General features: G+C 74.7%; 19 protein-coding genes. 11 read left to right on the top strand and 8 right to left on the bottom strand.

Features of this window, described 5'->3' with window-relative positions; genetic code table 11:
• Positions 1-43 precede the first annotated feature (43 nt).
• From DPM19_RS04425 to DPM19_RS04415, 3 genes are read left to right on the top strand one after another with little or no spacing between them, the layout of a single operon-like run.
• The gene (locus DPM19_RS04425) at positions 44-838 is read left to right on the top strand and encodes an enoyl-CoA hydratase-related protein (protein WP_111863512.1); all 795 of its coding nucleotides are present in this window, start codon (positions 44-46) and stop codon (positions 836-838) included.
• Between the two features lie 18 nt (positions 839-856).
• Positions 857-3,019 (top strand): acyl-CoA dehydrogenase, encoded by a 2,163-nt coding sequence (locus DPM19_RS04420; protein WP_111863511.1) that lies wholly within the window; start codon positions 857-859, stop codon positions 3,017-3,019.
• Positions 3,020-3,061: 42 nt separating this feature from the next.
• Positions 3,062-3,583, top strand: coding sequence for a DoxX family protein (locus tag DPM19_RS04415; RefSeq protein WP_111863510.1), 522 nt, complete (start codon positions 3,062-3,064; stop codon positions 3,581-3,583).
• A 54-nt stretch (positions 3,584-3,637) separates the two neighbouring features.
• On the opposite strand, the gene DPM19_RS04410 is transcribed toward DPM19_RS04415, so the two are convergent.
• Together DPM19_RS04410 and DPM19_RS04405 are read right to left on the bottom strand one after the other, a co-directional pair.
• Positions 3,638-5,026: an amidohydrolase family protein gene (locus DPM19_RS04410; RefSeq protein WP_111863509.1), complete on the bottom strand. Its 1,389-nt coding sequence runs from the start codon at positions 5,024-5,026 to the stop codon at positions 3,638-3,640.
• Positions 5,023-6,279 (bottom strand): CoA transferase, encoded by a 1,257-nt coding sequence (locus DPM19_RS04405; protein WP_199484849.1) that lies wholly within the window; start codon positions 6,277-6,279, stop codon positions 5,023-5,025. The genes DPM19_RS04410 and DPM19_RS04405 overlap by 4 nt, the downstream gene beginning before the upstream one ends.
• Before the next feature lie 94 nt (positions 6,280-6,373).
• On the opposite strand from DPM19_RS04405, the gene DPM19_RS04400 reads away from it, so the two are divergent.
• Both DPM19_RS04400 and DPM19_RS04395 read left to right on the top strand, forming a co-directional pair.
• Positions 6,374-7,420 (top strand): enoyl-CoA hydratase/isomerase family protein, encoded by a 1,047-nt coding sequence (locus DPM19_RS04400; protein WP_199484848.1) that lies wholly within the window; start codon positions 6,374-6,376, stop codon positions 7,418-7,420.
• Between the two features lie 333 nt (positions 7,421-7,753).
• Positions 7,754-8,113: a hypothetical protein gene (locus tag DPM19_RS04395; RefSeq protein ID WP_111863507.1), complete on the top strand. Its 360-nt coding sequence runs from the start codon at positions 7,754-7,756 to the stop codon at positions 8,111-8,113.
• Between the two features lie 135 nt (positions 8,114-8,248).
• On the opposite strand, the gene DPM19_RS04390 is transcribed toward DPM19_RS04395, so the two are convergent.
• The 4 genes from DPM19_RS04390 to DPM19_RS04375 all read right to left on the bottom strand — a co-directional run bounded on the left by DPM19_RS04390 (position 8,249) and on the right by DPM19_RS04375 (position 18,250).
• Entirely contained in the window at positions 8,249-9,130 is an 882-nt protein-coding gene (locus DPM19_RS04390) for an isocitrate lyase/PEP mutase family protein (RefSeq protein ID WP_111863506.1), read from the bottom strand.
• 118 nt (positions 9,131-9,248) lie between these two features.
• A complete protein-coding gene (locus DPM19_RS04385; RefSeq protein WP_158566694.1) occupies positions 9,249-12,128 on the bottom strand; it encodes a helix-turn-helix transcriptional regulator in 2,880 nt (959 codons plus the stop codon).
• A gap of 323 nt (positions 12,129-12,451) precedes the next feature.
• Positions 12,452-15,325: a helix-turn-helix transcriptional regulator gene (locus DPM19_RS04380; protein ID WP_111863504.1), complete on the bottom strand. Its 2,874-nt coding sequence runs from the start codon at positions 15,323-15,325 to the stop codon at positions 12,452-12,454.
• A gap of 81 nt (positions 15,326-15,406) precedes the next feature.
• The gene (locus tag DPM19_RS04375; RefSeq protein WP_158566693.1) at positions 15,407-18,250 is read right to left on the bottom strand and encodes a helix-turn-helix transcriptional regulator; all 2,844 of its coding nucleotides are present in this window, start codon (positions 18,248-18,250) and stop codon (positions 15,407-15,409) included.
• A gap of 354 nt (positions 18,251-18,604) precedes the next feature.
• Here DPM19_RS04375 and DPM19_RS04370 point away from each other — a divergent pair, with 354 nt between their 5' ends.
• The 3 genes from DPM19_RS04370 (at position 18,605) to DPM19_RS04360 (ending at position 21,643) form a co-directional block, all read left to right on the top strand.
• Complete coding sequence (locus DPM19_RS04370) at positions 18,605-20,032, top strand: sulfatase-like hydrolase/transferase (RefSeq protein WP_199484847.1); 1,428 nt, start codon at positions 18,605-18,607, stop codon at positions 20,030-20,032.
• A gap of 131 nt (positions 20,033-20,163) precedes the next feature.
• Positions 20,164-20,658: a beta-class carbonic anhydrase gene (locus tag DPM19_RS04365; protein ID WP_111863502.1), complete on the top strand. Its 495-nt coding sequence runs from the start codon at positions 20,164-20,166 to the stop codon at positions 20,656-20,658.
• A 46-nt stretch (positions 20,659-20,704) separates the two neighbouring features.
• The gene (locus DPM19_RS04360) at positions 20,705-21,643 is read left to right on the top strand and encodes a hypothetical protein (RefSeq protein ID WP_111863501.1); all 939 of its coding nucleotides are present in this window, start codon (positions 20,705-20,707) and stop codon (positions 21,641-21,643) included.
• Here the strand turns inward: DPM19_RS04360 and DPM19_RS04355 are convergent.
• Complete coding sequence (locus DPM19_RS04355) at positions 21,630-22,544, bottom strand: sulfotransferase family protein (protein WP_111863500.1); 915 nt, start codon at positions 22,542-22,544, stop codon at positions 21,630-21,632. The genes DPM19_RS04360 and DPM19_RS04355 overlap by 14 nt on opposite strands.
• A gap of 195 nt (positions 22,545-22,739) precedes the next feature.
• On the opposite strand from DPM19_RS04355, the gene DPM19_RS04350 reads away from it, so the two are divergent.
• Genes DPM19_RS04350 through DPM19_RS04340 form a run of 3 tightly spaced genes read left to right on the top strand, consistent with a single transcriptional unit; the run spans position 22,740 to position 24,371 of the window.
• Positions 22,740-23,075 (top strand): ArsR/SmtB family transcription factor, encoded by a 336-nt coding sequence (locus DPM19_RS04350; RefSeq protein WP_111863499.1) that lies wholly within the window; start codon positions 22,740-22,742, stop codon positions 23,073-23,075.
• Positions 23,076-23,112: 37 nt separating this feature from the next.
• Positions 23,113-23,595, top strand: coding sequence for an SRPBCC family protein (locus DPM19_RS04345; RefSeq protein WP_111863498.1), 483 nt, complete (start codon positions 23,113-23,115; stop codon positions 23,593-23,595).
• 29 nt (positions 23,596-23,624) lie between these two features.
• Positions 23,625-24,371 carry an SDR family NAD(P)-dependent oxidoreductase gene (locus DPM19_RS04340; RefSeq protein ID WP_111863497.1) on the top strand — a complete coding sequence of 249 codons (747 nt, stop codon included), beginning with the start codon at positions 23,625-23,627 and terminating at the stop codon, positions 24,369-24,371.
• Positions 24,372-24,413: 42 nt separating this feature from the next.
• On the opposite strand, the gene DPM19_RS35130 is transcribed toward DPM19_RS04340, so the two are convergent.
• On the bottom strand, positions 24,414-25,007 hold the full coding sequence (locus tag DPM19_RS35130) for an ASCH domain-containing protein (protein WP_158566692.1): 594 nt from the start codon (positions 25,005-25,007) through the stop codon (positions 24,414-24,416).
• Positions 25,008-25,030: the final 23 nt, after the last annotated feature.

Below are 25,030 nucleotides of genomic sequence, written 5' to 3'. Positions count from 1 at the left end.
GACACGATCAGGACGCTTTCCCGGCGGCGCGAAGGAGGAGCGGATGGAGACCGGCGAGGAGACCGTACTGGTGCGTCATGAGCGCGCGGTCGCGGTGATCACGTTGAACCGGCCGCAGGCGCTGAACGCGATCACCCGGCCGATGGCGCTGGCCTACGCGGCGGCGCTGCGCACCGCGGACGCCGACCCCGCGGTGCGGGCGATCGTGGTGACCGGCGCGGGCCGCGGCTTCTGCGCGGGCGCGGACCTGGCGGTGCTGGGCGAGGGCCCCGAGGCGATCCGGGCGTTCGTGCCCGACCCCGAGGACCTCCCGGACCTGGCGCTGCGGCTGCGCACGCCGGTGGTGGCCGCGGTGAACGGGCCGGTGGCCGGCATCGGGTTCGCGTACATGCTGGGCAGCGACATCCGGTTCGTGGCGCGCGGCGCGCGGCTGGCGACGAGCTTCTCCCGGCTGGGCCTGGTCGCCGAGTACGGGCTGGCGTGGCTGCTGCCCCGGCTGCTCGGCACGTCCCGGGCGATGGAACTGCTGCTGTCGGGGCGGGCGCTGGACGCCGAGGAGGCCGAGCGGATCGGCCTGGTGCACCGGGTCGTCGAGCCCGAGGACCTCCTGCCGGCCGCGCTGGACTACGCGGCGGACCTGGCGGCGGGCTGCGCGCCGTCGTCCCTGGCCGCCATCAAGGAACAGGTGTACGCGGACCTGGAGCGCACCCGTGCCGACGCCCTGGCCGACACGCTGCGGCGGATGGACGTCGCGTTCGGCGGTCCGGACCTGGCCGAGGCACTGACAGCCCGGAAAGAGAAGCGGCCCCCGGTCTTCACCCCTCTGGACCGGGGCTGAGCGAGGAGCGGAGAGCCCATGGCGACGACGAACGGCATAGCGATCGGTACCGAGCACCGCGAGTTGGCCGCGACCGTGCGTGCCTTCCTGGAGTCCCACCGGGCGCGCGCGGCCGGCCGCGCGCTGCTGGAGGCCGAGCACGAGCCGCTGCCGGACTTCTGGCCGGAGTTCGCGGCGCTCGGCCTGCTCGGCCTGCACCTGCCCGAGGAGTACGGCGGCGGCGGGGCGGGGCTGCCGGAGCTGGTGGTGGTGGCCGAGGAACTGGGCCGGGCGGTGGCGCCGGGGCCGTTCCTGCCCACCATGCTGGCTGCCGCGGCGGTCGCGGACACGGGCACGGACGCGCAGCGGGCCGCGCTGCTGCCGGGCCTGGCGGGCGGGACCGTCCCGGCCGCCCTCGGCCTCGGCGGCTCCCTCACCCTGACCGGCGGGGCCGCCGGTGGCGACGCCGGAGCCGTCCTGGGCGCCGGGGCGGCCCGCCTGCTGGTGCTGGCGGCGGGCGACGACCTGGTGGTGGTCGAGGCGGACGCCCCCGGCGTGACCGTCGAGGTGCCGCCGAACGTGGACCACTCCCGGCGGTCGGCCCGGGTGCGGCTGGACGGCGTGGCCGTGCCGGCCGAGCGGGTGCTCCGGGGCGCCCGGCCGCGGGCCCTGGCGGTGGCCCGCACGCTGGTGGCGGCCGAGGCCGTGGGCGGGGCCCGCGAGTGCACCGACACGGCCACCGCGTACGCGAAGACGCGCGAGCAGTTCGGCCGCCCGATCGGGACGTACCAGGCGGTCAAGCACCACTGCGCGAACATGCTGGTGGCGGCCGAGCTGGGCACGGCCGCGGTCTGGGACGCCGCCCGCGCGGCGGACGGCCCGGCCGCCGAGTTCGAACTGGCGGCGGCGATCGCGCTGGCCCTGGCGGTCCCGGCGTTCACCGCCGACGCCCAGCTGAACATCCAGGTGCACGGCGGGATCGGGTTCACCTGGGAGCACGACGCGCACCTGCTGCTGCGCCGGGCCACCGCGCTGGCCGCGCTCTTCGACGCCGACGCGGCGGCCGAAGACGTCGCCTCGCTGCGCGCGGCGGGCGTGACCCGGCGCGGGAACCTGGACCTGCCGCCTGAGGCCGAGGCGGCCCGGGCGCAGATCAGGGAACTGGCCGCCGAACTGGCCGCGCTGCCCGCGGGCGAGCAGCGCACCCGGCTGATCGAGACCGGTTACGTCCAGCCGCACTGGCCGCGGCCGTGGGGGCTGGCGGCGAGCGCGGGCGTCCAGCTCGTCATCGAGGAGGAGTTCGCGGCGGCCGGGGTGCAGCGCCCGCAGTACGGCATCACCGGGTGGGTGATCCTGACGCTCGTCCAGCACGGCACGCAGGACCAGATCGACCGGTGGGTGCGGCCCGCGCTGGCCGGCGAGGAGATCTGGTGCCAGCTGTTCAGCGAGCCGGAGGCCGGCTCGGACGCCGCCGGGATCCGGACCCGGGCCGTCCGCACGGACGGCGGCTGGATCGTCAACGGCCAGAAGGTGTGGACCAGCGGCGCCCACTACTGCCGGCGCGGCCTGGCCACGGTGCGCACCGACCCCGACGCGCCCAAGCACTCGGGGGTCACCATGGTCGTGGTCGACCTGAAGGCCCCCGGGGTGGAGGTGCGCCCGCTGCGGCAGATCACCGGGGACTCCGACTTCAACGAGGTGTTCTTCACCGACGTGTTCGTCCCGGACGCCGACGTGGTGGGCACGCCGAACGAGGGCTGGCGGGTCGCCCGCGCCACCCTGGGCAACGAGCGTGTCAGCATCGGCGGCGGCCTCGGCGGCGACGGCGCGCCCGCCCTCCTGGACCTGCTGCGCGAGTCCGGCGACCGGGCGCCCGGCGCCCGGGTCCGGGTCGGCCGGCACCTGGCGCGGGCGCAGGCGCTGCGGCTGCTCAACCTGCGCCGGGCCGAGCGCGCCGTCGCGGGCGGAGAGCCCGGCCCGGAGGGCAACATCACCAAGCTGGTGCTCGCCGAGCACCAGAGCGGGTCGGCGGAACTGATGGCCGAGCTCACCGGGCCGGAGACGGCCTTCACCGACACGCCGGCGGCGCTGCTGACGGTGGGCGCCCGGGCGCTGTCCATCGCCGGCGGCACCTCCGAGATCACCCGGAACCAGATCGCCGAGCGCATCCTCGGACTGCCTCGCGATCCCCTGACCAGATAGACGACCCGCCAGAACCTTCACCACTTCAGAACGGAGCGCTCCATGGAGAGCGTGGACATCGCGTCCCTCATCCTGCGGCTGACCGTCGGCCTGACGATCTTCGCGCACGGCTGGAACCACGCGTTCGGCGGCGGCCGGATCGCGGGCACGGGCCGCTGGTTCGAATCGATCGGGCTGCGGCCCGGCCGGCTGCACGCCCTGATGGCCACCGGCACGGAACTCGGCGCCGGGGCGATGCTGGCGCTGGGCCTGTTCACGCCGCTGGCCGCCGCCGGGGTGGTGGGCACCATGCTGGTGGCGATGGTGACCAACCACCTGCGCAACGGCTTCTTCATCTTCCGGCCCGGCGAGGGCTACGAGTACGTCCTGATGCTGATCCTGGTCGCCTGCGCCGCGGGGGCGCTCGGCGGCGGCGCGGTCTCGCTGGACGGGGTCCTCGGCATCGAGGACACCCTCGACGGGTGGCTCGGGCTGGCCATCGCCGCGGGCGCCGGCGGAGTGGGCGGGGCCCTGCTGCTCGCCGTCTTCTGGCGGCCGGAGCGGAAGGCCGCCGAGGAAGCCTGACCGGGTACCCGGCCGGCGTGCGGGGCGCACCCCCTGCACGCCGGCGGGCCGGGCTCAGCGGGCCCGGCCGCCGATCCAGACCGACCGGACCAGCCCGGGCTCCGGCCCGGCCAGCGCCACGGCGAGCGGGACGTGCAGCAGCACGAGGTCCGCGGCGGCGCCCGGCCGCACCCGTGCGGGCGGGCCGCCGGGATCGCCGGGCGGCGCGAGATAGGCGTCCAGGGCCCGGGCCGGGGCGAGCCGCTCGTCCGGGCCGGCCACCCGGCCCGCCGGGGTGCGCCGGTGGACCGCGGCGGCGATGACCGCCCAGGGGTCGAGCGGCCCGTAGGGGGCGTCGCTGGACAGCGCCAGCGGCACGCCCGCCGCGGCGAGCGAGGCGCACCGGTAGAGGTCGGGGTGGTCCCTGGTGGGCAGGTCCCGCAGGTAGTCGTCGCCCCGGTGGGCGAGGAAGCCGGGCTGGGTGACCACCCGCAGGCCGCGCCCGGCGAGCACCGGAACCAGTTCGGCGGGCACCAGCGCGGCGTGTTCGATCCGGTCGCCGGGCCGGACCCCGGCCACGTCGAGGGCCGCCAGCAGGAGGACCAGCGCCTCGCGGGTGACGCAGTGCGCGGCGATCGCGCGCCCGGCCGCGTGGGCGGCGCGGATCAGGTCGGCGAGCGCGTCGAAGGCCGGCAGCCCGGAGTCGGCGAGCACGATCTTGTAAGGCCCCACGCTCGGGCCCTCGGGCGCGGGCCCGTCCAGCGGGACGCCGAGCAGGTGCACGCGCTGGGGCAGCGCCCCGCCGCGCAGGGCCGCGGCGATCGCGCCGGCGGAGCCCGCGTCCAGGTCGGGGGTGGCGTCGGTGACGGCGGTGATGCCGAGCCGGGCCAGGGCGGTGCCGACCGGGGCGAGGTCGGGCGGGGCCGCGGGCGGCAGCCGGGAGCGCAGCCAGCCGTCGGCCCGCCACAGCCGCCCGGTGGGGGCGCCGTGGCCGTCCCGCTCGACGCCCGGGTGGTCGGCGGACGCCAGGCCGACCGCGTCCATCGCGGGGGTGTTGAGCGTCCACAGGGCGCCGCTGCGGTGCTGGACCCGGGCCGGCCCGCGCGCGTACCACCGGTCGAGGGCCGCCGCGTCGAGGTCGCCGGCGACGGTCTCCACATAGCCGACGCCCCGGAGCCAGCCGTGCTCGTCGGGCCGGGCGGCGGCGAGCGCGGCGGCGAGCCCCGCGCGGCCGGTCACCTCCGGCGGCCCGCAGCGCACGGACCGCCGCCAGGCGGCGAGGGCGTGCAGGTGCAGGTGGTGGTCGCACAGGCCGGGCAGCAGCGCGCCGCCCCGGCAGTCGTGCTCGGCCTCCCCGGGCCGCCGCCGCAGCGCGCCGACCTCGGCGATCCGGCCGTCGCGGACCCGGACGTCGGCCCGGACCCCGCCGTCGAGTTCGGCGTCGCGCAGCAGCAGGCCGGTCACGGCGCGGCGATCCCCAGCTCGCGCAGCACCCGGCCGGTGTGCTCCCCGGCGCCGGCCGCCCGCCCGGCCGCCTCCCGCCGGCGGGGGACGGCCACGGGTACCGGCCCCGCGCCGGTGTCGACCACCCACCCGCCGCCCGCCGCCCGGGCCGGGGGCGAGGTCGCGGGTGCCCCGGCGGCCGGCGGCAGCGTGGCGGCGACCACGTCCGACATGGAGACGTCCCACAGCGCGCTCTCGCCGCCGGTGGCCAGGACCGCGGCGGTCAGCCCGGTGAGCGGGTCGGCGATGGCGTCGCCGCAGAACAGCGGGGCGCCGCCGGGGGCACGGGCGACCAGGCCACTGGCGGCGGCGACGTCGTCGCCGAACCCGACCCGGTCGGCACCGCGCCCGTACGCGGTGATCGAGATCCAGGTGGTCCCCGCCGCGACGGCGGCCTCGGCGTCGAGCCCGAAGCGGGCCAGCGCGCGCGGCCGGGACGCCTCGATCACGATGTCGGCGGCACCGACCAGGGCGGCCATCGCCGCCCGCCCGGCGGCGGTGCCGGGGTCCAGGACGACCGAGCGGTGGCCCGCGTGCAGCAGCCGGTAGAAGCCGGGGTTCCCGCGGCGCGCCCCGTCCGGCCGCCCGGGCGTCTCGACCTTGACGACCCGGGCACCGGCCAGGCCGAGCAGGTGGGCGCAGAGCGGGCCCGCCCACAGCGCGCTGAAGTCGACCACCAGCAGGTCCCGCACCGGGCGGTGGGCCGGCGGCCGGGGGAGGGACGGAGGGGTGCGGCGGTGCCGGACCGGTCCGGCGGCGACGCCGAGCAGCGCGGCGCGCTCGGCGAGTTCGGCGCCGGTGTGCCCGCGCAGCCAGCCGGCGACCGCGGGCCACGGGTCGTCGCCCAGCGCGGCCCCGACCAGGGCACCCAGCAGCGCGGGGTCGTCGGGGCGGGCGCAGGAGACGGCGGCCCAGCCGTCGGCGGTGGGCAGCAGCCGGCAGGATCCCCCGGCGGAGAACTCCCCGCGCCGCCGGTGCCCGGTGAACGCGGCGCGTTCGGACAGCAGCCGGGCGCCGTCCAGCCGGACCCCGGTGCGGGCGGCGAACAGGTCGGCCAGTTCCCGGGCGGCGGTGGCGGCCCGCCCGGGCGGCACCAGCGGCGGCCCGTCCGCCCAGCCAGTGAGGGCCACGATGCCGCTGCGCGCCCAGTCGGCCGCCGGGTCGGACCCGGCCACCGCGGGAAGGAAACCGGCATCACGGGCGGTGTTCGGCACGTCCCGAAGATACACTTCCGGCCCGGAAGCGATCACCGCCGCCGACCTGGCCGGACGCGTGGTCGCCCGCCGGTCCGAGAGCGAGGTGAGCCGATTGACGGGCCCGCGCCGCGTCTCCGTCGCCGACCTGGCCGGCGGCGCCGTCCACGCCCCGCTGCTCGACTCCGCCGGGCGGGTCCACGAGCCGCTGGTGGCGGTGGAACTGGACGGCGTCACGGAGGTTCCGGGTGAGGCGCTGGAGCGCGCCCGGTCCGGTGACCGGCTGCTGATCGGTCTCGCCCGTGGCCGGCTCTCCCCCCGGGTGGCGGAGCTGGCGCGGGCGCTGGACCTGACCCTGGTGGGGGGCGGGGCGGCGGGCGGGCCGGAGTGCGTCGCCGTTCCCGACCCCGAGGAACCGCTGGCGGCCCTGCACGGGGCGGCGACGCGGAACCCGCAGGCGGCCACGGTCCTGGGCGAGGTGCTGCGGGCGACGGAGGCGCTGCCGGTGGGCGCCGCCCTGGACGTGGAGTCCTTCGCCTACTCCGCCCTGCTCGGCGGCCCGGAGTTCCGCCGCTGGCTGGAGTCCCGCGGCCCCCGGCCGCTGCCCTCGCCGGTCGAGCACCCGGTGCTGGTCGAGCGTGCCGGGGATCGCCTGACCGTCACGCTGAACCGGCCCGAACGGCGCAACGCCTACGGCCGCCAGGTGCGCGACGCGCTGGTCGACGCCCTGCACCTGGCCCTGCTCGACGGCACGGTGACCCGGGTGGTGCTCGCCGGTGCCGGGCCGTCGTTCTGCTCCGGCGGGGATCTGGACGAGTTCGGCACGGCCCCCGACCTGACCACCGCGCACCTGGTCCGCACCCGCGCCGGCGCGGGCCGGCTCGTCCACGCCCTCGCCGGCCAGGTCGAGGCCCGCCTGCACGGCGCCTGTGTCGGTGCCGGAATCGAACTGCCCGCCTTCGCCGGCCGGGTGACGGCCGCCGCGGGGACCACCTTCCGGCTGCCCGAGGTCGGTATGGGGCTGATCCCCGGTGCGGGCGGCACCGTCGGCATTCCCCGCCGCATCGGCCGGCACCGCACGCTGTACCTCGCCCTGACCGGCGCGCCCCTCGACCTGCCGACCGCCCTGGCCTGGGGCCTGGTGGACGCCGCGGACGGCTGACCGGCCGGCGTGTCGCACGTCCGTACGGATCACCGGGAGGGACCGGGCGCGGGGTCGTGCCCCGAGGCTCCCCACGGGTGCCTGGCGTGGCCGGATGTGGCCGACCGTGCTCCCGTGCCCCGTCGTTCTCGCAGGTGAGCGGCTTGATCCCGGTGGTCCGTACCGCGAGTTAGACCGGGATGGGGCACTTTCTGTAGTCATTCAACCACTATAGGTATTGAAACTCTCAGTAAAGATATGGACACTCTTCGTGTAAGGCCTTGCTGGTCTCCCCGATTCCCGTCCGGCGGCGCCGTGCCGCGGGCGGGCGGGGAGCCGACAGAAGGAGAGTGGATGTACTCGAAGAGGTCCATTGCCCTCGTCCTCGCCGGCCTGGCCGTCGGCACCTGCATGGCGACGGTCGGAGCGGCCAACGCCCAGACCCCGGCGCAGGTTCCGGCGCAGGCCAGGGCGCTGCCCGCCGGCTGGCAGCTGGTGACCCTGCCCAACGCCAACGTCCCCAACTTCCAGCGCCGCACCCTCTACTGCCCCGGCGCCAAGCGGGTTCTCGGCGGCGGAGCCGAGGCACAGGGCAACCGGGCGATCCTGGTCGGCTCCTTCCCCACCGGCGACGGCCGGGGATGGATCGGCATCGGCCGCCAGGACGGCTACAACGACGTCGGGATCAGCGTCTTCGCCATCTGCGCCGACTGACCACGGTCCGGGGTACTCCCGGACCTTCGTAGGGCCGGGGCCGGCCGGCCCCGGCCACCCGGGACCGGCTCCGGCCGCGCATCGCGGCCGGAGCCGGGCCCGGCGGAACGCGTCCCGGCCGGGGCGGAGTGTTCCTCAAGCCCCCGCGATCCGGTAGCGCTGCTCCAGCTCGGTGTGCTCGTCGAGGCCGATCAGCTTGTTGAAGTCGTCGAACAGGATCATGCCCTCACGCGCCGCGCGGGTGTCGCCCGTGGTGGCGAGCACCTCCAGGTAGTCCCGGATGCCCTTGGCGGCGGCGAACGCCGTGCCGAGGGAGAAGACCGCGAGCGCGTACCCCATCTCCTGGAGGGCGCGGACGCCGGGCATCGGGGTCCGGCCGCCCTCGATCTGGTTGGCGAGCAGGGGAACGGTGCCGCGGAAGGCGGCACAGATCCGCCGCATCTCGTCCTCGCTCTCGGGCGACTCGATGAACAGCAGGTCGGCGCCGGCCTCGTGGTAGGCGGCGCCCCGGTCGATCGCCTCCTGCAGACCGCGCGTCGTCCGCGCGTCGGTGCGGGCGATGATGACGAAGTCGGGATCGCGCCGGGCGTCGACCGCCGCCCTGATCTTCTGGACCATCTCCTCCGCCGGGACGACCTCGCGGCCGAGCATGTGCCCGCAGCGCTTGGGCGAGACCTGGTCCTCGATGTGCATCGCCGCGGCCCCGGCGTCCTCGTAGGCGCGGACCGCCCGGCGGACGTTGAGCGGGTTCCCGTAACCGGTGTCCGCGTCCGCGATCAGCGGCAGGTCCACCACGGCGGAGATGGCGGCGACCCGCTCGGCCATCTGCGTCATCGTCAGGTAGCCCACGTCGGGCTGCCCCAGCACGGCGGCGGAGGTCTCGAACCCGCTGAGGTAGATCGCCTGGAAGCCGGTGGACTCGACGAGCCGTGCGCCGGTCCCGTCGTAGGCGCCCGGCGCCACCAGGATCTCCGGAGCGTCCAGCAGGTGCCGCAGGCGTGTGGTGCGCTTGGTCATGTTTCCCCCGGTTGGTCGTCCAGGGCCGATATACCCGGCTGAAGTCCGGTTTCGGTGATTACTGGGCCACCGGATGGTGTGGATGAGCCGCGGGTCCGGCGAGGAGGCGGCCGGGCGGTCAGCCGGGGAGGTGAGGTGGGGCGGGGCCCGGATTCGCCGGGTGCTGTTCGGCGGCCAGGCGGGCGAGTTCGACGCGGGAGGCGATGCCGAGCTTGCGGAAGACCTGGCGCAGGTGGAATTTCACGGTGTGGGCGGAGATGAACATCTGGCCGGCGATCTGGGGGTTGGTCAGCCCCTGGGCGACGAGCGCGGTGACCTTGCGTTCGGTGTCGGTGAGGCTGTCCCAGCCGGTGTCGGGACGTTCGACGCCGGTCCAGTGCCGATGCCGGACACCGAGATCGCGCAGGCGGGCGCGGACGCGCGCGGCGTCCCGGGAGGCGCCGGTCTGCTGGTAGCCGTCCATGGCTTGTTCCAGGGCGCCGATCGCGGCCGTGCGGTCGGTGTCCTGGCGTACCAGCAGGACCCCGAGATCCTCGGCCGCGGAGGCGCGGCCCCATGCCCCCTGGTGGGTGGTGGCGGCGCGGGCCAGGGCGGCGGCGTCGCGGTGCAGGATGCCGTGGGCGTGTGCGGCCGCGGCGGCCAGGGAGGGGAACTCCGGATTGCCGGCGGCCAGGCACTCGGCCGTGGCGGTGATGTCTTCGGCGGCGGAGCGGTGCCCGGCGGTGAGCGCGGTGCGGGTCAGCCAGGCGGCGGCGTCGGGCTCGACCATGAGCAGCCAGCGCCGCTTCGTCCGGTCGGTGTAGCAGAGGTGGGCGATCTCCAGCGCCTTGCCCAGGTCGCCTCGGGCCTCGGTGACCGTCGCCATGGCCCAGGTGCTCCACACGCTCCCGTACATGATGCCCCGGCCACCCTGGTACTTGGAGTCATGCAGTTCGGCCTGCCGGGCGGCGGTGTCCAGGTCGCCGCGGCGCACCGCGACGACGGCGAGCACGGTGATTCCCAGCAGGGTGTAGGCGTGCATGCCGAGTTCATCGGCCAGGGCCAGCCCGGCCCGGGCCTCGGCGGCGGCGTCGTCGAGCCGGTCGGCGGCGAGCCGCAGCCGAGCGCGGAACAGGGCCGGGCTGGCGGCGTGCACGGTGTGGCCCAGCGAGGTGATCTCCTCCTCGGTGGCGCGCAGGACGGCCTCCGCCTCGTCGAGCCGCCGGAGGTTGATGAGCAGGGCGACCAGGTGCAGCGCCGGATGCGCGTGCTGGGCCCGGATCGGCCCGGAGGCCGCGATGCGCATGGACGTCCAGCCGTGGGCGATCGCTTCGGCCGCGTGTCCCTCCGCCCAGGTGATGTGGGTGAGCAGCGCGTGGGCCCCGGCCAGGACGGCGTGGCCGTGCCGTTCCGGATGCGCCACGACGGCCTCGGCCCGCTCCCGCCCGCGCGGGTGGTCGAAGGCGACGAACAGCGCCCGGAACAGCACGTGCTCGGCCTGGTCGCGCAGCTCGTCGGAGATGCCCTCCTCGGCGAGCGCCCGCTCCGCCTCGGCGACGGCGTCGGCCGGCCGGCCACTCAGGAGCCGGATGTAGGCCAGTTCGTAGTGCAGCCGGGCGACCTTGTCGGGGGACGCCTGCTCCAGCACGGCGTTGGCGAGTTCGGACGCCTCGGCCAGCCGTCCCCCCGCGGTCAGGGCGTACACGGCCGTCATCGACCGGTCGAACCGCTCGGGGTCGGTGGGAACGGTGAGTTCCACCGCCCGGCCGGCCAGGTCGGCGGCGGTCTGCGGGGAGGAGGGCAGTACTTCTCGTACCGCCTGGTCCAGGGCGGCCAGGGCGCTGGTGTCGCCGGGCCGTACGGAGCGCATCAGGTGGCCGGCGGCGGGGATGGCCGAGCCGCCGCGGGCCAGCAGCATCTCCCCGGCCTGCCGGTGCAGGGCCAGCCGCACCGGCTGGGAGAGGGTTTCGGTCACGGCCCGCCACATCAGGTGGTGCCGGAAGGTGAGCAGGTCCCCGTCGGGCGTCACGACCCCCGCGCGCTGGGCCTCCTCCAGTCGCGGCAGCAGGGCGCTGGCGGGTTCGCCGAGCAGGTCGGCCAGGTCATCCACCGGGAAGGAACGCCCCAGGACGGCCGCGACCTCCAGTAGATGCCGGGTGGCGGGCGACAACCTGCCCAGCCTGGTGCGGGTGACCGCCTGCACCCGCCGCGGGACCTGGCGGGAGGTCAGCCGGGCACGGCCGTCGGCTATCTCGATCGCGCCTTCGTCCAGCAGTCCCTCGAACAGTTCGATGAGCACGTAGGGGGCGCCGCCGGCCTCCTCGGCCAGGGCGAGCAGTTCGGGGCCGGGCTCGGCGCCGAGCACGTCGGCGACGACCTTGGCGGTGGCCACCCGGTCCAGTAGTCGCAGCTTGATCCGGGTGGCGCCGTCGCCTTCCAGGAAGTCGAACAGCCGTTCCGCGTTGCCGGGGTCGTCGTCGGTGGTGCGGGACAGGATCCACACCAGCGGGTAGGAGGCCAACTCGGGGACCAGCGACCGCAACGCCAGCAACGCGGTGGGGTCCGCCCAGTGCAGGTCGTCCAGCACGATCAGCATCGGGCCGCGCGCGACGCGTTCCTCCAGCCGGGCCTGCAACCGCTCCAGCAGCCACAACCGCACGTCGGCTGCGTCCGGGCGGGCTTCGGCCCACGCCGCCCACAGGGTGTGGGCTGATTCTCCCAGCGCCGACATCAGCGGCTCCAGCGGCCGCAGCCGGCTGGACTCGTCGGCCGTGCCCTGGGCAAGCATGAAGCCGTGCCCGGCGGCGACGTCGATCGCTTCGGCCAGCAGCCGGCTCTTGCCCATCCCCGACTGGCCCTCTACCAGCAGCACCCCGCCCCGGCCACCCTCGGCAGCGGCGCGCAGCAGGTCGGTGATGGCCCGTGACTCGCGATCCCGGCCACGCCAGCCGGGCCGCGACGGCGGGCCGGGGCCGGTTCCGGCCCCGGTAGGGGGGACTGTCGGCGACGAGCCTGCCATAGTTCTATGAAACACCAGGTAGTTGCCCATATGGTCGGTCGTACTCCGCACCGTGACCGGGCTCTGGGCCGCGGGTCGACCTGACGGCTGCCTGCGCTCGCCCTGGCGGGCCCGGCCATCTGCCGTCTCTGCTCGCGTGGCGCGTCCCCGCCCCGTGCGCGGGGAACTGGAAGTACGTCCTCATGCTCACCCTGCGGTCCCGAACCTCACACCAGTCATCTGGCTAGGTGTGTTCACCTCGTTCGTGTGCCAGGGTCTCCGGCCGGTGGATCAAGGCTGTCGGCGGGCGATCGGGCGCCCGGCGGAACGGGAGAAGGCCGGTTCTACCGTGTGCCGGGAAGGCCGGTCTTCGGGGAGTGCTCGGTGGCCAGGCGGGCGAGTTCGAAGCGGGAGGCGATGCCGAGCTTGCGGAAGACCTGGCGCAGGTGGAACTTGACGGTGTGGGCGGAGATGAACATCTGGCCGGCGATCTGGGGGTTGGTCAGCCCTTGGGCGACGAGCGCGGTGACCTTGCGTTCGGTGTCGGTGAGGCTGTCCCAGCCGGTGTCGGGACGTTCGACGCCGGTCCAGTGCCGCCGCCGGACGCCCAGGCCGCGCAGCCGGGCGCGGACGCGCGCGGCGTCGCGGGTGGCGCCGCCGCGCTGATAGCCGTCCAGGGCCTGGTCCAGGGCGCCGACCACGGCGTCGCGGCCGGTTTCCCGGCTCATCAGCAGGACCCCGAGATCCTCGGCGGCGGAGGCGCGGGCCCACAGCCCAAGGTCGGGAGAGGCGGCGGCGCGGGCCAGGGCCTCGCCGTCGCCGTGCAGGATGCCGCGGGCGTGCGTCGCGGCGGCGGCCAGGGAGGGGAACTCCGGGTTGCCGGCGGCCAGTTCCTCGGCGGTGGAGACGACGTCTTCGGTGGCGGAGCGGCGTCCGTTGGCGAGCGCGGTACGGGTCAGCCAGGGCGCGGCGTTGGGCTCGGCGATGAGCAGCCAGCGTCGCCGCATCGGGTCGGTGTAAAGGGGGCGGGCGATCTCCAGCGCCCGCGTGGGGTCACCTCGGGCCTCGGCGACCACCGCCATGGCCCAGTTGCTCCACACGCTCCCGTACATCACGCCCTGGCTCGCCTGGTACAAGGGCTCGTGGAGCTTGGCCTGCCGGGCGGCGGTGTCCAGGTCGCCGCGGCGCATCGCGACGAGGGCGAGCACGGCGACCCCCATCAGTACGAAGGCCTTGACGCCCAGTTCGTCGGCCAGGGCCAGCCCGGCCCGGGCCTCGGCGGCGGCGTCGTCGAGCCGGTCGGCGGCGAGCCGCAGCCGGGCGCGGAACAGGGCGGGGCTGGGGGCGTGCACGGTGTGGCCCAGCGCGGTGATCTCCTCCTCGGCGGCGCGCAGGACGGTTTCGGCCTCGTCGAGTTGCCGGAGGTTGGTGAGCAGGGCGCCCAGGTGCAGCGCCGGGTGCGCGTGCTGCGCCCGGAGCGGCCCGGAGGTCGCGACGCGCACGGCCTCCCGGCTGTAGGCGAGCGCTTCGGTGACCCGCCCGTCCGTCCACATGACATAGATGAGCAGCATGTGGGCCCCGACCAGGACGGTGTGGCCGTGCCGTTCCGGATGCGCCAGCACCGCCTCCGCCCGCTCCCGGCCGCTCAGGTGGTCGAAGCCGTCGAACACCGCGCGGAACAGCACATGCTGGGCGAGGTCGCGCAACTCGTCGGAGATGCCCTCCTCGGCGAGCGCCCGTTCGGCCTCGGCGACGGCGTCGGCCGGTCGGCCGGCCAGCATGAGGGCGTAGGCCAGTTCGTAGCGCAGCCGGGCGGCCTGCTCGGGGCGCAGGGTCTGGCCCAGCGAGGTGCGGGCCAGTTCGGAGGCTTCGGCCAGCCGCCCTCCGGCGGTCAGGGCGTACACGGCCGTCATCGAGCGGTCGAAGCGTTCGGGGTCGTGCGGGGCGGTGAGTTCGACTGCGCGGGTGGCCAGGTCGGCGGCGGTCTGCGGGGAGGAGGGCAGTACTTCTCGTACCGCCTGGTCCAGGGCGGCCAGGGCGCTGGTGTCCCCGGGCCGTACGGAGCGCATCAGGTGGCCGGCGGCGGGGATGGCCGAGCCGCCGCGGGCCAGCAGCATTTCCCCGGCCTGGCGGTGCAGGGCCAGCCGCACCGGCCGGGAGAGGACCTCGGTCACGGCCCGCCACATCAGGTGGTGCCGGAACTTCAGCTCATCCCCCTCGGGTACCACGACGCCCGTGGTCTGGGCCTCCTCCAGTTGTGGCAGCAGGACGCCGGCGGGCTCGCCGAGCATCTCGGCCAGATCGTCCACGGGGAACGAGCGCCCCAGAATGGCCGCGACTTCCAGTAGATGCCGGGTGGCGGGCGACAACCTGCTCAACCTGGCGCGCGTGACCGCCCGCACTCGCTGCGGGACCTGGTGGGAGGTCGGCCGCGCGCCGCCGTCGGCTATCTCGATCGCGCCTTCGTCCAGCAGTCCCTCGAACAGCTCGGTGAGCACGTAAGGGTTGCCGCCGGCCTCGTCGGCCAGGGCGAGCAGTTCGGGGCCGGGCTCGGCGCCGAGCACGTCGGCGACGACTTCGGCGGTCGCCACACGGTCCAGCGGTCGTAGCTTGATCCGGACGGCGCCCTCGCCTTCCAGGACGTCGAACAGCCTGTCCTCGCCGGGTTCATCGCCTTCGGTGGTGCGGGACAGGGTCCACACCAGCGGGTAGGAGGCCAGTTCAGGGATCAGCGACCGCAGGGCCAGTGAAGCCGTGGGGTCGGCCCAGTGCAGGTCGTCCAGCACGATCAGCATCGGGCCGCGCGCGACCCGCTCCTCCAATCGGGCCTGCAACCGCTCCAGCAGCCACAACCGCACGTCGGTCGTATCCGCGTGCGTTTCGTTCCGTGCTGCCCGCAGCGTGTGCGCGGACTCTCCCAGCGCCGACATCAGCGGTTCCAGCGGCCGCAGCCGGCTGCACTCGTCGGCCGCACCCTGGGCCAGCATGAAACCGTGCTCGGCCGCCGTATCCACCGCCTCGGCCAGCAGCCGGCTCTTGCCCACCCCCGACTGGCCCTCTACCAGCAGCACCCCGCCCCGGCCACCCTCGGCAGCGGCGCGCAGCAGGTCGGTGATGGCCCGTGACTCGCGATCCCGGCCACGCCAGCCGGGCCGCGACGGTCGCTCGAGACCGGACGCGCTTACGGTGTTCGGGGCAGTCGATGACGAACCCGCCATAGTTCTATGAAACACCAGGTAGCCACCTCTATGACCGACCCCGCCCCGCAACCCGATAGGACTCCGGACGGCCGACCGGCTCTATCGTGCGCCGGGAAGGGCGGTCTCCGGGGAACGGCCGGTGGCCAGGCGGGCGAGTTCGACGCGGGAGGCGATGCCGAGCTTGCGGAAGACCTGGCGCAGGTGGAATTTCACGGTGTGGGCGGAGATGAACATCTGGCCGGCGATCTGGGGGTTGGTCAGCCCCTGGGCGACGAGCGCGGTGACCTTGCGTTCGGTGTCGGTGAGGCTGTCCCAGCCGGTGTCGGGGCGTTCGGCGCCGGTGCCCTGCCGGCGCCGGACGCCCAGGCCGCGCAGCCGGGCGCGGACGCGCGCGGCGTCCCGGGAGGCGCCGGTCTGCTGGTAGCCGTCCAGAGCCTGTTCCAGGGCGTCGATCGCGGCCTCGCGGTCGGAGCCGGCCGCGGTCTCCGGGCTTGCCAGCAGGACCCCGAGGTCTTCGGCCGAGGAAGCGCGGTTCCACCCGCTCGGGTGGGTGGTGACGGCCTGGGTCAGGGCCTCGGCGTCACCGTGCAGGATGCCGCGGGCGTGCGCGGCCGCGGCGGCCAGGACGGGGAACTCCAGATTGTCACGGGCGAGGCGCTCGGCCGTGGCGATGATGTCCTCGGCGGCGGAGCGGCGCCCGGCGGCCAGCGCGGTCCGGACCAGCCAGGGGGCGGCGTCGGGCTCCACCAGAAGCAGCCAGCGGCGCCTCGTGGGCTCGGTGTAGGGAGCATGGGCGATCTCCAGCGCCTTGCCGAGATCGCCGCGGGCTTCGGCGACCGTCGCCATGACCCAACTGCTCCACACGCTCCCGTACATCATGCCCCGGCGGGTCCGGTACAGGGAGTCGTGCAGTTCGGCCTGCCGGGCGGCGGCGCCGAGGTCCCCGCGGCGCACCGCGACGACGGCGAGTACGGCGAATCCCAGCAACGCGAAGGCGTGCGTGCCGAGTTCGTCGGCCAGGGCCAGCCCGGCCCGGGCCTCGGCGGCGGCGTCGTCGAGCCGGTCGGCGGCGAGCCGCAGCCGGGCACGGAACAGGGCGGGGCTGGCGGCGTGCACGGTGTGGCCCAGCGCGGTGATCTCCTCGTCGGCGGCCCGCAGGACGGTTTCGGCCTCGTCGAGTTGCCGGATGTTGGTGAGCAGGGCACCCAGGTGCAGCGCCGGGTGCGCGTGCCGCGCCCGGAGCGGCCCGGAGGCCGCGACGCGCACGGACTCCCAGCCGCGCGCGATCGCTTCGGCCGCGTGTCCCTCCGCCCAGGTGAGGTGGGCGAGCAGCGCGTGGGCCCCGCCCAGCGCGGCATGGCCGTGCCGTTCCGGGTGGGCCACGACGGCCTCGGCCCGCTCCCGCCCGCGCGGGTGGTCGAAGGCGAAGAACAGCGCCCGGAACAGCACGTGCTGGGCGAGATCACGCAGATCGTCGGAGAGGCTTTCCGCGGCGAGCGCCCGCTCGGCCTCGTCCGCGGCGTCGGCGGGCCGGCCCGCCACCAGATGGATGTAGGACAGTTCGTAGCGCAGCCGGGCGATCTTGTCGGGGGACGCCTGCTCCAGCGCGGTGTTGGCGAGTTCGGACGCCTCGGCCAGCCGTCCCCCCGCGGTCAGGGCGTAGACGGCGGTCATCGACCGGTCGAAGCGTTGGGGATCGCCGGGGTCGGTGAGTTCGACCGCGCGGACGGCCAGGTCGGCGGCGGTCTGTGGGGAGGACGGCAGCACTTCCTGGAGGGCCTGGTCCAGGGCGGCCAGGGCGCCGGTGTCGCCGGGCCGGGTGTAGCGCATCAGGTGGCCGGCGGCGGGGATGGCCGAGCCGCCGCGGGCCAGCAGCATTTCCCCGGCCTGCCGGTGCAGGGCCAGCCGCACCGGCTGGGAGAGGGTTTCGGTCACGGCCCGCCACATCAGGTGGTGCCGGAAGGTGAGCAGGTCCCCGTCGGGCGTCACGACCCCCGCGCGCTGGGCCTCCTCCAGTTCCGGCAGCAGGGCGCTGGCGGGTTCGCCGAGCAGGTCGGCCAGATCGTCCACCGGGAACGAGCGCCCCAGGACGGCCGCGACCTCCAGCAGGTGCCGGGTACGCGGGGACAGCTTGTCCAACCTGGTGCGCGTCCCCGCCTGCACCCGCCGGGGGACCTGGCGGGAGGTCACCCCGGCGTGGCCGTCGGCTATCTCGACCGCGCCTTCGTCCAGCAGTCCCTCGAACAGCTCGGTGAGTACATAGGGGGCGCCGCCGGCCTCCTCGGCCAGGGCGAGCAGATCGGGGCCGGGCTCGGCGCCGAGGATGTCGGTGGCGACTTCGGCGGTGGCCACGTAGTCCAGCGGTCGTAGTTCGATCCGGGTGGCGCCGTCGCTTTCCAGGAAGTCGAACAGCCGTTCCGCGTCGCCGGAGCCGTCGCCGGCGGTACGGGACAGGACCCACGCCAGCGGGTAGGAGGCCAACTCGGGGACCAGCGACCGCAACGCCAGCAACGCGGTGGGGTCGGCCCAGTGCAGGTCGTCCAGCACGATCAGCATCGGACCGCGCGCGACGCGTTCCTCCAGCCGGGCCTGCAACCGCTCCAGCAGCCACAACCGCAGGTCGGCCATGTCCGCGAGTGTTCCGCCCTGGGCCGCTCGCAGGGTGTGGGCCGATTCTCCCAGGGCGGACATCAGCGGTTCCATCGGCCGCAACCGGCCGCACTCGTCGGCCGCACCCTGGGCGAGCATGAAGCCGTGCCCGGCGGCGACGTCGATCGCCTCGGTCAGCAGCCGGCTCTTGCCCACCCCGGACCGGCCCTCGACCAGCAGCGCCCCGCCCCGGCCGCTCTCGGCGGCGGACAGCAGTTCGGCGACGGCCTGTGACTCACGATCCCGGCCACGCCAGCCCGGCCGCGACGGCCGCCCGAGACCGGCACCGGTCACGAGGTTCGGGGCAGTCGATGACGAACCCGCCATGACTCCATGAAACACCAGGTAGCCACCCCCATAGGTGGTCGCGCTCCGCAACTCGATCGAGCCTTGGACGGCCGGTCATCCGCCGCCCGTGGCGGGTTCCTCCGCCGACGCATCCCCTCTGCCGGCCGCACAGAGCCCGGACATGACACCACCCATGCTCACCCTGCGGTCCTGGGTTCACACCAGCCATCTGGCTAGATGTCCACGCGCCGCCCGTGCGTCGGCGCCCTCGGTGCAGTACCGCCGGGTCTTGCGGTGGTTCGCGGTAATCCCTACTATTTCCGTCGGTTTAACCAGTTTTATCGGAAAAGGCGGTAGAAGGTGGCGGAGAACAGCGGAGCCGGCAAGCAGAGCGTCAGCCGGCGGGATCTGGCCACGGTGGCCGGAGCGGTGGCCGCCGGGGCCGCCGCGGGTGCGGTGCTGCCCGGCGGCACGGCCGCGGCCCAGGCCGGAGAGCGGGAGTTCCGGGCCGACCCCGGGCGCGGGCCGCGCCGGCGCCCCAACGTCCTGGTCATCCTCGGCGACGACCTGGGCTGGGCCGACCTGGGCAGCTACGGGTCGCCCCACATCCGCACCCCGCACCTGGACCGGCTGGCCCGCCAGGGGGTGCGCTTCACCCACGCCTACTCGGCCGCGGCCGTCTGCTCGCCCACCCGGTTCGCCCTCTACACCGGGCGCTATCCGGGACGGCTGCGCGGCGGGCTGGAGGAGCCGATCGCCCGGCCCGACAAGCTGGTGGGCATCCCGCCCGAGCACCCGACGCTGGCCTCCCTGCTCAAGGGCGCCGGCTACGCCACCGCCATGTTCGGCAAGTGGCACTGCGGCTTCCTGCCCTGGTACAGCCCGCTCAAGTCCGGGTGGGACGTCTTCTTCGGCAACCTCTCCGGGGCCGTGGACTACTACTCCAAGGTCTCCGGCGCCGGGGTGGACCTGTACGAGGGAGAGGTGCCGGTCGAGTCGCTGGACTACTACACCGACACCATCGCCGACCGGGCCGCCGAGTTCGTCCGGCGGGACCACGGCCGGCCGTGGCTGCTGAACCTCAACTTCACCACCCCGCACTGGCCGTGGGAGGCGCCCGGGGACCGGGACGTCAGCGCAATGATCACCGCCCGGGTCAGGGCCGGCGACCCGCGGGCGCTGTGGCACGACGACGGCGGGTCGCTGGAGACCTACCGCAAGATGGTCGAGAGCCTGGACTCGGCCGTCGGGCGGGTGCTGCACGCCCTGCGCGTCACCGGCCAGGAGAAGGACACCATCGTCCTGTTCAGCAGCGACAACGGCGGCGAGCGCTGGTCGCACCAGTGGCCGCTGTCGGGGCAGAAGGCCGGCCTGAACGAGGGCGGCATCCGGGTCCCCAACATCCTGCGCTGGCCGGCCGCGATCCGGCCCGGGCAGGTCAGCCACATTCCCGTCGTCACCCACGACTGGACCGCGACACTGCTGGAGGCCGCCGGGGTCAAGCCGGCCGGCACCCATCCGCTGGACGGGCACAGCCTCGTCCCGTACCTGCTCAAGGAGGCGCGCCCGCCCGCGCGCGACCTCTTCTGGCGGACGAGGCAGGAGCGGGCGCTGCGCCGGGGCGACTGGAAGTACCTGCGTACCGCCGCCGGCACCGAGAAGCTGCACGACCTGGCCGCCGACCCGCGGGAGCAGGCCGACCTCGCCCGGCGCGACCCCCGCCTGCTGGCCGACCTGCGCGCCTCTTGGGAGGCGGTTGACCGGACGCTGCTGGCCTATCCCTCTTGACCCGCCAGGCAGTCCGGCACGCTCCCGTGACACCTCCCTCCCGTTCCAGTAAGCCGACTTAATTGATCTTCTTGGTGGGTAAATTGGGTGACGCATCGGATACGGTGCGAACACGGGAAGGGAGTGGTCACGTGAGCGTGACGGACGAACTGCTGGCCAACGCCGAGCGGTACGCGGCGGGCTTCGACCAGGGCGGGCTCGCACTGCCGCCGGCCCGGCGTCTGGCGGTCGTCGCCTGCATGGACGCCCGGCTCAACCCCTACAAGATCCTTGGCCTGCGCGAGGGCGACGCGCACATCATCCGGAACGCGGGCGGGGTCATCACGGCCGACGAGCGGCGCAGCCTGGCCATCAGCCAGCGGCTGCTGGGCACCCGTGAGATCATCCTGATCCACCACACCGACTGCGGCATGCTCACCTTCACCGACGACGAGTTCAAGGCCGACATCCAGTGCGATACCGGGCTGCGGCCCGACTGGGCGGCCGAGGCGTTCCCCGACCTCGAGGAGGACGTCCTCCAGTCGATCGGCCGGATCCTCGCCGACCCGTTCATCCCGCACAAGCACTCGGTCCGCGGCTTCGTCTACGAGATCGAGACCGGACGGCTGCGCGAGGTGAAGCGCTGACGTACCGGAGCGCGCCCGCGCCACCGTGAGACCAGGAGGTAGACCCATGGCGTCGTCCAGTCCCCGGCCCGTCGCCGTCCCCGACCCGGAACGGGCGCGGACGGTGATCGCCCCGCCGGAAGACGGCCCGGGGAACTGGGCGGGCGCGCCGAGCGCGTGCCTGTCCGACGGCATGTTCTACCTCGCCTACCGGTTGCGCCGGCCGCTGGGCGAGGGCCGCGGCCACGCCGTGGTGGTCGCCCGCTCCGCGGACGGTATCCGGTTCGACCCGCTGGTCACCATCACCAAGGAGGAGATGGGCACCGAGTCGCTGGAGCGCCCGGCGCTGGCCCGGACCGAGGACGGCGCCTGGCGGCTGTACCTCAGCTGCGCCACCACCGGGACCAAGCACTGGCGGGTGGAACTCCTCGAAGCCGACGACCCGGCCGGGTTCGACCCGCGCACGGCCCGGGTGGTGCTGCCCGGCAGCGACCGGTTCGGGGTCAAGGACCCGGTGATCGTCCACACCGGCGGCAAGTGGCACCTGTGGGCCTCCTGCCATCCGCTGGACGACCCGCACGCCACCGACCGGATGGTCACCGACCACGCCACCAGCGCCGACGGGCTGGAGTGGACCTGGCAGGGCACGGTGCTGTCGGGGCGGCCGGGGCTGTGGGACGCGCGCGGCGCCCGGGTGACGGCCGTCGTGCTCGACGACGGCCGGACGGTCGCGTACTACGACGGGCGGGCCAGCGCCGCGGAGAACTACGAGGAGCGCACCGGCGTCGCCCTCGGGGACGGCTTCGGCATCCTGACCGCCCACGGCACCGAGCCCGCGGCCGCCTCCCCGTACGCCGGGCACGGGCTGCGCTACGTGTGCCCGGTCGCGCTGCCCGGCGGCGGTCACCGGTTCTACTACGAGCTGACCCGGCTCGACGGCGCGCACGACCTGTGCACCGAGGTCCACGACGGGCCGCTCGTGGGCGGCGGGCTCAGCGTGGCCTGAGCCAGTCGGAGTAGTCGGCCCCGGTGACCTCCTGCAGCAGCCGGATGTCCTCGGCGAAGTAGGGGAGCAGCCGTTCGCGCTGCTCCGCCGTCAGCGGGCGGCGGGGCGGCCGGCCGTGCTGGAGCACCGCCAGGAAGGGGCGGCGGACCGTGCGCCGGACGGCCGGCGGAACGTGCATGCCGACGGCGGCGCCGGTGCGCAGCGCGGACCGCAGCGCGCGGGTCGCCGCGGAGTCGTCGACATGGCGGGTGACGTTGGCCCACGGCACCGAGTCGATCACGCCGGGCGGCACTTCCAGGAACGCGCAAATGCGGTCGAGCGTGGCCGCGGGCCGGTCGCGCAGTTCCCGGTAGCGCAGGACGAGCACCTGCTCGCGCGGGAAGAGCTTGTACAGGTGCTGGAGTTGCTCGCCGTACCGGCCCAGGTCGACGTACCGCCAGAAGGCGGCCCAGCCGTCGGCGACCCGGCGCTCCTCCGCGGCGCAGGCGGCGACCACGTCCCCGAGGGGTTCCAGCCCGGCGGCCCACAGGTGGGCCCAGTTGGAGTGCGCCCGGTCCACCGGGTCGCGGAGCAGGGCGACGAGCCGGGCGCCGGGGACCAGCCGCCGGATCCGCACGTGGGCGTCCCGGTCGTGCAGGTAGAACGGGGTGCTCTCGCCGCAGAGCGCGCCCGCCGGGGCCTCGTCGAACAGCGCCTCGTAGTCGGCGCGCCGCCAGATGTGCTCCTGGTAGGTCTGCGCGTCGCCGGGACCTCCCCGGGTGGGCGGCGGGCCGTCGGTGAGGAAGAACTTCGGCTCCTTGACCGCGGACATGTGCAGGCCGGGATGCCGGCCGAGCGCGGCGTGCAGCGCCGTCGTGCCGGCCTTGGGGGCGCCGATCACGAGGAAGCCGGGCAGGGTCATCACACCTCCGAAAGTTTAAAATTAAACCTACTTGGTTAGTAGGTTTTCTCCGGGTGTCGCGCGCCGAAACCCGACCTACCCACGATGTGGCCGTTGGTGCGCGTGGGATGGAAGGGATCGCGGCTGCCCGCGCTTGACGGGGCTGCCGGCGTCCGGCATTCTTAACCAACTGGTTCTAAAAGAAAGTGGTTATGGATGGCTGTGGACCAGCTCAGCGCCGTGTTCGGTGCCCTCGCCGACCCCACCCGGCGGGCGATCCTCGCGCGGCTGACCCGTGGCGACGCGACCGTCGCCGAGCTCTCGGCGCCCTTCGCCGTCTCCCAGCCGGCCATCTCCCGGCATCTCAAGGTGCTCGAACAGGCCGGGCTCATCTCGCGCAGCCGCCGGGCGACCGCCCGGCTCAGCCACCTCGAGGCGGAACCCCTCAGGGTGGTGGTCGCGTGGCTGTTCGACTACCGAGAGTACTGGGAGGAGAGCTACGACCGGCTCGACGGCCTGCTCGCCTCCCTCCAGGACAACCCCGCCGACTGACCGCCGCGGGCGGTCGCCGAGAGAAAAGGAGCCCAGCGTGGGGAAAGCCCAGTTCATCGCGGAACCCGGGATCCCGCAGTTCATCGTCACCAGGGAGTTCGCCGCACCGCGGGACCTCCTCTTCCGCGCCCACACCGACCCGGACCTGCTGGTGCGGTGGCTCGGCCCGCGCGACCTGCTCATGACCGTGGACCGGCTGGAGGTCCGGGACGGCGGCAGGTGGGGCTACACCCACTACGACGCCGAGGGCAACACCTACTCCTTCCACGGCCTCTACCACGGGACCCCCTCGCCCGACGGCATCGTGCAGACCTACGAGTTCACGGACCTGCCGGGCGAGATCTCGCTGAACACGATCACTTTCGAGGACCGCGGCGGCGGGACGCTGCTGCGCCAGAACACCGTCTACCAGTCGGTCGAGCACCGCGACGGCTACACCGCGGCCGGAGCGGAGGCGGGCCTCGGCCAGTCCCTGGACCGCCTCGACGAACTGGTGACCGAACTCGCCCGGACGAGCTGACCGCCGAAGACGACCACGGAGGGAACACGATGCTGCTCAAGGACAAGAACGCCGTCATCTACGGCAGCGGCTCGATCGGCGGCGCGGTGGCCCGCGCTTTCGCCCGCGAGGGGGCGAGGGTCCATCTCGCCGGCCGCAACCCGGAGAGCCTGGCGGCGGTGGCCGGGCAGATCCGCGCCGCCGGCGGGGAGGTCGAGACGGCCCGGATCGACGCCCTGGACGAGGCCGCGGTGGACGAGCACGCCGACGCCGTGGCCGCGAGCGCGGGCGGCCTCGACATCTCCTTCAACCTCATCACGCACGGGGACGTCCAGGGAACGCCGCTGGCCGAGATGCGGCTCGCGGACTTCGAGCGACCGGTCCTGACCGCCGCGCGGACGATGTTCCTCACCTCCCGGGCGGCGGCGCGCCACATGATCGGTCAGGGCTCGGGCGTGATCCTCATGTTCGGCGGCTACGGGGACCCGGCGCCCCGGCTGGGCGGGCTCCAGGTGGCCTTCGGTGCGCTGGAGTCCCTGCGGCGGGCCCTGGCCTGCGAGCTGGGGCCGCACGGGGTGCGCGTCCTCACCCTGCAGACGGGCGGAATCACCGAGTCGCTTCCCGCGGACTTCGAGTACCGCGAGGCCATCACCACCGAGATCGTGGGGAAGACGATGCTCGGGCGGGCCGCGACGCTCGAAGACGTCGGCGCCGTGGCGGCCTTCGCCGCCTCGGACCGGGCCCGCGCCATGACCGCGACCTCCCTCAACATCACCTGCGGCTCGCAGGTCGACTGACGGTGCGAAGCCCTTCCGGCCGATGCCGGGAACGCAGCCGGTTCATTCCCCCGCGGAGGGCTCTAGGGACTCCAGGACGGCTCGGCCGCGCGGGGAGAGCCGGTAACCGGTGCCCAGGCTCTCGGTGAGCCCCAGCTCCTTGAGTTTGCGGACGTCGCGCTTGAGGGCGGGGGTGTCGCGGCCGAGCCGTTCGGCCAGCACGGCGGCGGGCGTGGCGGGCAGTTCGCGGACCAGGCGCAGCAGGTCCCCGGTCCACGGCCCGCGCCGCGCGGCCCGGTCCAGGCGGGCCAGCCGGTGGTGGATCTCGGCCGTCTCCGCGGCGTCGAGGTCGCCCTGCTCGCGCAGGGCGACCCGCGGGTCCGGGCCGGCCAGCCGCAGTTCGATCCGGTACAGCGTCCCGCCCGGGAACCGGGACAGCTCCCGCCACAGCTCCTCGGGAGCGGCGTACCCGGCGGCCTGGACGTCCTGCGGCGTCACCTCGTCCGCGGAGACCTCCGCGACGGCGTCGATCGCCACGACCCCCACCGCGGTGCGCAGCCGGCCGCCCGGGCGCACCGCGCGGCGCTTCCAGCGCCGGAAGGCCAGCGTGACGTTCCCGTCCGCGATGCCCTGCAAGACCTCCTGCCGGAACAGCACGCGCGCCTCCTCGTGTCCTGCCT

Origin of the sequence: Actinomadura craniellae (assembly GCF_003289645.1) — a bacterium.
Classification (GTDB): domain Bacteria; phylum Actinomycetota; class Actinomycetes; order Streptosporangiales; family Streptosporangiaceae; genus Actinomadura_D; species Actinomadura_D craniellae.
Note: the sequence above shows the minus strand (reverse complement) of the source record. Positions and strands in the feature narration are given on the sequence as shown.